The sequence below is a fragment of the Streptomyces sp. NPDC051104 genome (assembly GCF_040682835.1).
GTDB lineage: Bacteria > Actinomycetota > Actinomycetes > Streptomycetales > Streptomycetaceae > Streptomyces > Streptomyces cynarae.
This window is the reverse complement of the sequence record NZ_JBFBBS010000031.1, coordinates 1-8,884: the sequence shown is the minus strand read 5'-3', so window position 1 is coordinate 8,884 and position 8,884 is coordinate 1. Positions and strand designations below refer to the sequence as shown.

Genomic DNA, 8,884 nt, shown 5'->3' with positions numbered 1-8,884 from the left:
CCCGGAAGGAAACAGGTGACCTGATGCGCAGGCCACAAGGGTTTGCTGCGTTCACCATCATTTGGCTGGGCCAGATCGTCTCGGCGGTGGGTACCCGCATGACGGCCTTTGCTCTGGGGCTCTGGGTCTGGGAGCAGTCGGGGCATGTCTCGGACGTTGCGCTGCTGTCGTTCTGCTCCTTTGCCGCGACGGTGGTCTTCAGCCCGATCGCGGGTTCCCTGATCGACCGGTGGAACAGGCGTCTCACCATCGTGATGAGCGACCTCGGTTCCCTCGCGGCGACCGTGGGGCTGCTGCTGCTCTTCCTGAGCACCACGGTGCATCCCTGGATGCTCTATGTGACGTCGATCGTGACCGGGGCCTTTCTCGCGTTCCAGTACCCGGCGTATGCGGCGGCCATCACACAGATGATGCAGCGTGGCCATTTCCCGCGAGCCAATGCGATGATGTCCCTCGTCCGCTCGCTGCCGGCGGTGGCCGCGCCCACCCTCGCGGCGCTGCTGCTGTCCGTGACCGACATCAAGGTCATCGTCGCCGTCGACGCGGCGAGCTACGTCTTCGCCCTGGCCACGGTGTTCCTCGTGGCCGTTCCGCAGAACGAGCGGAGCACATCGCACACCGAGCGCCCGAGCATGTGGCGGGACTCGGCGTTCGGCTTCCGCTACATCCTGCGCCGTCCCCCGCTGCTGGGCCTGCTCGGTCTCAGCTTCGCCGTGGGTCTGACGGCAGCGGTGACGTGGACGGTGATGATCCCGTTCGTTCTCTCGGAGACCGGTAACAGCACCGCTCAGGCGGGTGTCGTCCAGACGGTCGGCGCGGTGGGCGGCGTTCTGGGCGGCCTGCTGGTCGGGGCCCTCGGAGGACGCGCCGACAAGATGAAGTTCGTCCTCGGCGGGGTGATCGGCCTGGGGCTGCTCGGCCGGGTGGTGTTCGCGCTGGGCGACTCGGTGCTGGTCTGGTCCCTGTCCCTGCTGGTCGGGTGGGGTGCCATTCCGCTCATCGACGGCTACACCCAGTCGATCTGGCAGGAGAAGGTCGACAGGGCGGTACAGGGCCGGGTCTTCGCCGCCCAGCAGTTCGTCGAGAACCTCTCGATGCCGCTGGCCCTGGGACTCTCCGGCCTGCTGGCCGACCACTTCTTCGTGCCGGGCATGAAGAAGGGCGGCAACCTGACGGCCTACTTCAGCGGCCTGGTCGGTACGGGACCGGCAGCCGGCATGGCACTGATGTGCGTGCTCGGTGGCGGGCTGCTGGTGGCGATAGGCGTGGTCGGTTATCTGGTGCCGCTGATCCGGAAGGTCGAGGTGATCATGCCCGTCCCCGAAGAACACGTCGACGCGGTCGATGTCGCCTGAGCCGGCACCGGCCGTGGGGCCAGGACGGCCCCGCTCGATGTTCTGACAGTCAATCGGTTCAAGGAGTCGATGGTGGACAAGAGCACGACCGAGTTGATGCATCTCGTCGTCGTCAATGACGAGGAGCAGTACTCACTGTGGCCCGGTGACCGGGAACTGCCCGCCGGATGGCGAGCGGAGGGCCACTCGGGCACCAGGAGCGAATGCCTGGAGCACATCGAGCGGATCTGGGACGACATGCGGCCGCGCAGCCTGCGGGAGGCACGATGAGCGACATCACGGAGACCGCGGACCTCCGCGACGTCATGGCACAGGTCTTCGGCGTCGACGCCGGCGAGCTGGGCGACGACTGCGGGCCGAACCAGGTCGCCACCTGGAGCAGCCTCAAGCATCTCGAACTGGTGGTGACGCTGGAGGAGGTCTACGGAGTCTCCCTGTCCCAGCAGGACATCAAGGCCATGCGCACCGTCGGCGCGGTGCGCGACATACTCGCCGGACACGGGGTGACCGCATGACCGCACAGATGGTGGAGCAGGCCGGCCCCGGCGAGGCCCTGACCCGGCTGGGCGACCGGGACCTCGACGACCTGCTGATGATCCGTCACTTCGAACTGGCCCTGCTCGACCTGTTCTCCCAGGGCAGGCTGAACGGCACCACGCACACCTGCCTCGGCCAGGAGTACGTGCCCGTGGCGCTGTACTCCCTGCTGGACAACGGCGACTACGTCTTCAGCAACCACCGTGGCCACGGTCACTACCTCGCCCGCTTCCGCGACCCACTCGGCCTGCTGGCCGAGGTCATGGGTCGGGAGGGAGCGGTGTGCCACGGCGTCGGCGGCAGCCAGCACATCTACCGGGACCGTTACCTGTCCACCGGTGTCCAGGGGCAGAGCCTGCCGGTCGCCCTCGGGGTCGCCCTGCACCTCAAGAGTGCCGAGCCGGGGCGGATCGCCGTCGTGCACATCGGCGACGGCACATGGGGTGAAGGGGCCGTGTACGAGGGCCTCAACATGGCGGCTCTGTGGGACGCGCCGGTCCTTGTCGTCGTGGAGAACAACGGAATCGCCCAGTCGACGCCCACCGAACGGGAGATGGCGGGCACGATCGGGGCCCGCGCCGCGGCCTTCGGGGTGGATCACCACCTGATCGACTCCGTGGACGTGGACGTCGTCCGGCGTGAACTCGCCCCCGTCGTGGACCGGGTGCGTGACCTGCGGCGGCCCTGTGTCGTCGAGTTCCTCACCCACCGGGTCGGTCCGCACAGCAAAGGCGACGACTCCCGGCCGCCCGAGGTGGTCGAGCGGGTCGCGGAACAGGACTGGTACCGCCGGTACCGGCTGGACCACGCGGAGCAGTTCGCGGCAGCGGACCAGCGGCAGCGGGAGCGGATCGCCGCCATCGTCCGCGAGGTCGAGGAGCGTCCGGTGGCGCGCTGGGAGGAACGATGAACAGACGAGAGCGAGTGGCCGAGAACCTCAACCGCGCTCTGCACAGCCTGCTGGACACCGACCCCTCGGCCTATGTGCTCGGTGAGGACATAGCCGATCCCTACGGCGGTGCGTTCAAGGTCACCAAGGGCCTGTCCGAGCGCCATCCGGAACGCGTGATCACGACGCCGCTCAGCGAGGCCGGCATCACCGGTGTCGGAGCCGGCCTCGCCCTGGCCGGCAACCGCCCGGTGGTCGAGATGATGTTCGCGGACTTCGCCGCCCTGGCATTCGACCAACTGCTCAACTTCGCCAGCAAGTCGGTGTCGATGTACGGCAGAAGGATTCCGATGAGCATGGTCGTGCGCTGCCCCACGGGTGGTAACCGCGGTTACGGCCCGACGCACAGCCAGAGCATCCAGAAGCACTTCATCGGCATTCCGGAACTGAGCCTCTACGAGACCACGCCTTTTCACGACAACCACGACGTCTTCACCGCCATGCTGAGCCGTGAGCAGCCCTGTGTCCTGTTCGAGGACAAGGTGTTGTACACCCGGACTCTGTTCACCGACGGGATCGTGGACGACCTGTTCCGTTACGAGTGGACCGGGGACGACGAGCCCACGGCGCACGTCCGGTCCGTGGACGACACCGACCCGGACTGGGTGGTGATCGCCCCGGGCGGCCTCTCGGAGCGCGTCATCGGGGCGATGCGGTCGCTGCTGCTGGAAGAGGAGCTGAACTGCGAGCTGCTGGTGCCCTCGCGGCTGTATCCGTTCGACCTCGCGGCGCTGCTTCCCGTGCTCTCGCGGACCGGCCGGCTCTGCGTGGTCGAGGACGGTACGGCCGACGGTACCTGGGGCGAGATGCTGGCACAGCAGGCGCACACCCTGCTGTGGAAGCGGCTCAGCCGTCCCGTGCTGGTCCTGAGTGCGGAGCCCAGCATCATCCCCACTGCCGCTCATCTGGAGCGCGAGGTCGTCCTCCAGAGCGAGACCATCCACCGAGCGATCGCGGAGGCGACCAGGTGATCGACATCGAGCTGCCGAAACTCAACAACAACGACACGAGCTATGTCCTGGTCGAGTGGCTCGCGCAGAACGGCGACCAGGTGGATGCGGAGCAGCCACTGGTCGTCATCGAGACGTCCAAGGCGCAGGAAGAGATCGAGAGTCCGGGCGCGGGTGTGCTGCACGGCCTGGTCAAGCCGGGCCAGGACTGCCGCCCGGGCCAGATCATCGCCCATGTCTTCGACACCCCCGAGGAACGTGAGGAGTTCCTGCGGACGAGCGCCACTCAGGCGGAGAAGCCTGCGCAGCCGGCCTCGGATCTGGTGCTCACCCAGGGCGCACAGGCCCTGGTCGATGAACACGGCGTCTCCGAGGAGGTGTTGCGCGGTCTGGGCCGCAAGGTGATCCGTCAGGCCGATGTCGAGGGGCTGCTCGACCGGACACAGTCGGCCCCTGAGGCCGGTGGCCGCGAGCTGCCTGCCTGGCAGCGAGCGGTGGGTGCCGTCGTGTCCGAGTCGATGCGGACCATTCCGGCGGCGGCCGCGTACGTCCGGGTCGACGTGGACGAGGCGCTGTCGCTCGCCCAGGACGTCTCCGAGCGCGAGAGCAGTTCGTTCTCCCTGCCCGAGCTGCTGGTCAAGGCGGTGGCCCGGCGTCACGCGGAGCAGCCGCTGTTCTTCGCCCGGCTGCTCGACGACGGCAGCGTGCGGCTCCCCGACTCCGCGGACGTGGGGGTGACCATGGACCTCGGCAAGGGGCTCTTCGTGCCGGTGGTCCGTGACGCGGCCGCGCTCGGCATGCGACAGCTCGGCGAGCTCATGATGGACTACCGGGTCAAGGCTCTGCGCGGTGCCTTCCGGGCGAGCGAGCTGGACGGCGCGAACATCATGGTGGCCTTGCACAACGCCGAAGGCCTGGTGCTCGCGACCCCCATCATCTTCCCGGGCCAGACCTGCGTGGTCTCTCTGGGCGGGACCGAGGAGCGTCTCGTCCTCGATTCCGAGGGCCGGCCCGTCGCCCGACGTCACGTTCACATCGGTCTCGTCTACGACCACAGGGTGGTCAACGGCCGTGACGCGATGGCGTTTCTGCAGAGCCTGAAGCAGGATCTCGAGTTGCCCGCGGTCCTCGACACGACGGCCGGGTGACCCGCGTGTCAGTCAACACCTCGGGCTCCGCGAATCTGTTGTCCCTGCGTACCCGATGGTCGCGCCTGGCCCGTGCCGGTGCCGGGACCGGCGCGACCACTGTGCGGCTGCTGGCCAGTTACACGATCGACCCGCTGGTGCCGTATCTGGGCGTGCGCCTGCACGACGCCGGTGTGCCCAGCGCGCTCAGCGTCGGCCCGTACCACCAGATTCTGCAACAGTGTCTGGACGACACGTCCGAGACCGGCCGGATGCGGCCCGCCGTCCTGGTCGTGGCAGCGCGGTTCGAGGACTTCGCCGACGACGGTGACGGCCGGGACCTCGTGCACATCGCGGACGCCGCGCTGGCCGCCGCGGCCCGCTGGCGCTCGTGCCTGCTGTTCGTGCTGCCCGCGGTGCCGGAACAGCGGCCGTACGGCGTAGGCGACGGCTGCCACAGCGCCGGTACCGTGGCGGCGGCCGGAGCCGTGCGGGAACGTCTGCGCTCGATGCTCTCCGGACGGCCGAACGTACTGCTGGCCGATGCCGAGGAGGCGGTACGCGCGGTCGGCGCGCGCAACACACACCGGCCGGCGATGTACCGGTTCGCCCGTGTCCCCTACACCGAAGCCGTCTTCGACCATCTCGGTGAGCAACTGGCCGGACTGCTGCGGCTCAGGAACGGGGCGGGACGGCGCGCGGTGGTGGTGGACACGACCAGCGTGGGTGCCGAAGGGCTGGCAGAGCTGAGGCACCCCCTGGAGGCGTTGCGGCGGCGGGGCATGCGCCTGGCACTCGGGTCCGCGGGACCGGCGGCGGAGCTGGGCCGGATGCTCGCCGACGCGGCCCCGGAGTTGCTGGCCGACCCGCGCGTCGCACTGATCGCCGACACGGCCCCGCTGAGCGAGCAGCTCGCCGTGGCCGGCGCGCGCTTCGCGGTGCCGGCCGACGTGACGGTAGTCCTGACCGCGGCACCCGCACCTGCCGGCACGGGGGCGGCCGAGGTGGTCGTGCTCGGGGAGGAACCGGCAGGGTGGGAATCGCACCTGGCGGCGGCCGGGCTGCTGGATGCTCTGCCGGTACCGGACGGCTCCGTACGGAGTTCTGAGGAACAGCCGGGTGCGGTGGAGGAACCGGTGCCCGGTGGGCGTTCCGATGGTTCGCTGGCGGAGTTCATCGCGGGTCTCGGCGTCACCGCGACGTTTCACGAAGTGGCCCGCGACCTGGATGAGCAGACGGCGGAACTCGTGGCGCGCGCACACGACTTCACCCTCGGCGAGAGCCGTGCCGTCCACGCGTCCGGACCGGGGTTCGCCGTCGCGGCGAGCGTGCGCGACCGGCTGGGGGACTACGGCGTGAGCGCGGTGGCGGCGGTGCATCTCGTGGGCGGTGTGGCACGGGTCGACGTCTTCTCCGTGTCGTGCCCCGCACTCGGCCGGGAGGTCGAGGACAGGGTGTTGCGGGAGATCGTCGCGCGAGCCGACCGCGACGGCTGCCACACCGTGCTCATCGAGTACGAGGAGACGGGACGCAACCAGGTGGCGGTGGACTTCCTGCGCGCAGTCGCGGAGCGCACATGGACCGCACCTTCCGGCAGGGAGATGCGGATGGTGATCGAGCGGACGGAGACCGGCCGATGACATACGGAATCGTGGCGCTCGCCCACACCCTGGGCGCAGCGGAGAGCGTGTCCGAGGCCGCCCCGCGGTACACCGCCGACCTGGAGCGGGTCCGGGACTGGGGTTACCGGAACTTCCACCGCACCGACCAGGGCACCGGCGTGACCGATCTGGCGGTTTCCGCCGCAGCCGCGGCGCTGGCGAAGGCAAGCTTGTCGGCCGAAGAAGTCGATCTGTTCGTCCTGGCGATACCGGATGTGGCGGAGTACCTGTACTGGGATGCGGCGGCGGCTTGTCAGGCCTCCCTTGGCGCCCATCAGGCCGAGGCCGTCCTGGTCAACCAGGCATGCAGCGGCGGCGTGATGGCCCTCGACCTGTTGGCGGGTCGGTTCGCCACACACCCCGATTACCGGGTCGCCGTTCTCGTGACCGCGAACAGGGTATGCGAGACGTACAAGAACCGTATGGAGTCGGACACCTCCATCGCCTCCGACGGCGCCGTCGCCGCCGTCGCCGTACGCGATCACGACGCCTGCCGCTGGCTGGTCACCGAGACGATCTCCGATGGCCGGTATGCCCAGTTCGCGCGGTTGCCCGGAGGTGGCACCGTGCAGCCGTTCTCGTCCCGGCACCCCGATCCAGGGATGGTCCGGAGTCCGTTCGACCAGATGCAGGACCACTTCGGACGGGACGTGCGGACGATGCTCGCGTACGCGCGCCGCATCCAGTCCAACACCCGGGAAGTGGTGGACCGTGCGTGTAAGCGCGCGGGTGTGGACATTGGTGAGATGCGCCGGATCCTGCACCTCAACGAGAACCACAAGGCGCTCACTGCTTTCGCTCGCGACCTGGGTGTGAGCCTCGATCAGACCAATGCCGAACTCGGCATGGAGCACGGTCACCTGGGCACTGCCGACCAGTTGTTCGCTCTGGAGCGGCTGCTCGACGAGGGCGGGGTGGACAGCGGTGATCTGGTCGCTCTGACCAGTACCGGCACAGGTATGCACTGGTCGTGCACACTGCTGCGTATTTAGCGGAACCATGACAGCTCGGCAAAGTCATGCACATGACCGAACGGGAGAGTGCAGAGTCTGGCGTGACCGTCCGATCGACTGATCGGCGCACGCTCGAAGGGATGACTCCATGGCACTCTCCCGTTCGGCACGTTCGGCGCGCTTAGTACTCCAGCCGCACTTCTGTATTTCTCCTGGTCAACGGCCTGGCGGTGGGGAGTGTAGCGGGGGTTTGGCATGGGTGGAGCGGTCTTGGGCCGACCGTCCCACCAACGTGTGCCCGCGCCGCATGTAATGACAGCGTCGGGCACGTGCCTGGTGGCGACGCCGCCATCGGGACCAGTTCACCGCGTGGTCGCGGCGTGCAGGAGAGCGGCGGGGTTGAGCTGCCAGCAGACGACGGACCTCGGCTGGTGTGAGGTCCACGAGGTCGGGTGTGTCGGCCTCGACACCCCTTTTTCGCGTTCCTGGGCGGCCATCGCGGCGAGGAAGGCGTGGGCGAGCATGGCGAGCGTGATGTGCCGGTACCATCCCACATAGCGGCGGACCTCGTACTGGTCCAGGCCGCATTCGTTCTTCGCGCTCTGGAAGCACTCCTCGATCTTCCAGCGGCATCCGGCGACTCGGACCAGGTCGGCGACGGTGGCGTCCAGCGGGGCGCAGGCGAGGTAGTAGGCGATCTCGTCGGGCTTGCTGATGCTGCGGCGGGCCAGCATCCATCGCTGCCGGGTGGGCTCGTCGCCGTCGAACTCGGCCACGGTAGGCAGGCGGGCGGCGGCCCAGTCGTAGAGCCGTTCGCCCTTGGCCCCCTGCCCCGCGGACAGGCGCTGCCATGCCTCGGGCGGGCTCTGGGCGACGAGATGGTCGATGCGCGGGCCGTGGACGGGCTGCGACTTGGGGACGGCAACGACGTAGGAGAGACCGACGTCTTCCAGGAAGCGTCGGAAGTGCGAGTCCTGTCCGTAGGCGGAGTCCGCGGTGACCCAGGCGATGGGCAGCGGGGAGGCCAGGGCGCGAAGGATCATGTCGCGGGCGAGGTCACCTTTGGTGGCGAAGGTGCGCTGGTCGGGGATGCGCGTCGCTCGGCAGCGTTCCCGGTCGCCTGTCCAGGACTTGGGCAGGTAGAGCTCGCGGTCGACCAGGGCGTGGCCGCGGATGGTGGCGTAGGCGGCGAACACCCCGATCTGGCAGTTCTCTGTCCGTCCGGGGGCTTGTATTTCAATTACTGCTTGCTCAGGTGGAGTTGATGGGATGGTGGACCATGAGTGTGCGCCCGCCTGTCGCGGTGTTACGGGCCAAGTTCGATCGGATCCTGCCGCATCTCGATGAACGCC

At 68.6% G+C, this 8,884-nt stretch carries 9 protein-coding genes; 8 read left to right on the top strand and 1 reads right to left on the bottom strand.

Annotated features, from left to right (window positions below; genetic code table 11):
* Nucleotides 1–23: 23 nt before the first annotated feature.
* The 8 genes from AB0N14_RS30125 (at nt 24) to AB0N14_RS30090 (ending at nt 7,571) form a co-directional block, all read left to right on the top strand.
* The gene (locus tag AB0N14_RS30125) at nt 24–1,355 is read left to right on the top strand and encodes an MFS transporter (protein ID WP_366028850.1); all 1,332 of its coding nucleotides are present in this window, start codon (nt 24–26) and stop codon (nt 1,353–1,355) included.
* Between the two features lie 69 nt (nt 1,356–1,424).
* Nucleotides 1,425–1,625 carry an MbtH family protein gene (locus AB0N14_RS30120; protein WP_366028849.1) on the top strand — a complete coding sequence of 67 codons (201 nt, stop codon included), beginning with the start codon at nt 1,425–1,427 and terminating at the stop codon, nt 1,623–1,625.
* The gene (locus tag AB0N14_RS30115) at nt 1,622–1,870 is read left to right on the top strand and encodes an acyl carrier protein (protein ID WP_366028848.1); all 249 of its coding nucleotides are present in this window, start codon (nt 1,622–1,624) and stop codon (nt 1,868–1,870) included. Before AB0N14_RS30120 ends, AB0N14_RS30115 begins: the two co-directional genes overlap by 4 nt.
* An 8-nt stretch (nt 1,871–1,878) precedes the next feature.
* Nucleotides 1,879–2,802 carry a thiamine pyrophosphate-dependent dehydrogenase E1 component subunit alpha gene (locus tag AB0N14_RS30110; RefSeq protein ID WP_366028894.1) on the top strand — a complete coding sequence of 308 codons (924 nt, stop codon included), beginning with the start codon at nt 1,879–1,881 and terminating at the stop codon, nt 2,800–2,802.
* Nucleotides 2,799–3,812, top strand: a complete 1,014-nt coding sequence (locus AB0N14_RS30105) for a transketolase C-terminal domain-containing protein (protein ID WP_366028847.1) — start codon at nt 2,799–2,801, stop codon at nt 3,810–3,812. The genes AB0N14_RS30110 and AB0N14_RS30105 overlap by 4 nt, the downstream gene beginning before the upstream one ends.
* Nucleotides 3,809–4,939 carry a 2-oxo acid dehydrogenase subunit E2 gene (locus AB0N14_RS30100; protein WP_366028846.1) on the top strand — a complete coding sequence of 377 codons (1,131 nt, stop codon included), beginning with the start codon at nt 3,809–3,811 and terminating at the stop codon, nt 4,937–4,939. Before AB0N14_RS30105 ends, AB0N14_RS30100 begins: the two co-directional genes overlap by 4 nt.
* On the top strand, nt 4,936–6,558 hold the full coding sequence (locus tag AB0N14_RS30095; protein WP_366028845.1) for a hypothetical protein: 1,623 nt from the start codon (nt 4,936–4,938) through the stop codon (nt 6,556–6,558). Before AB0N14_RS30100 ends, AB0N14_RS30095 begins: the two co-directional genes overlap by 4 nt.
* Nucleotides 6,555–7,571 carry a 3-oxoacyl-[acyl-carrier-protein] synthase III C-terminal domain-containing protein gene (locus AB0N14_RS30090; RefSeq protein ID WP_366028844.1) on the top strand — a complete coding sequence of 339 codons (1,017 nt, stop codon included), beginning with the start codon at nt 6,555–6,557 and terminating at the stop codon, nt 7,569–7,571. The genes AB0N14_RS30095 and AB0N14_RS30090 overlap by 4 nt, the downstream gene beginning before the upstream one ends.
* A 323-nt stretch (nt 7,572–7,894) precedes the next feature.
* Here AB0N14_RS30090 and AB0N14_RS30085 read toward each other — a convergent pair whose 3' ends face one another.
* Nucleotides 7,895–8,767: an IS701 family transposase gene (locus AB0N14_RS30085; RefSeq protein WP_366028893.1), complete on the bottom strand. Its 873-nt coding sequence runs from the start codon at nt 8,765–8,767 to the stop codon at nt 7,895–7,897.
* Between the last annotated feature and the right edge of the window lie 117 nt (nt 8,768–8,884).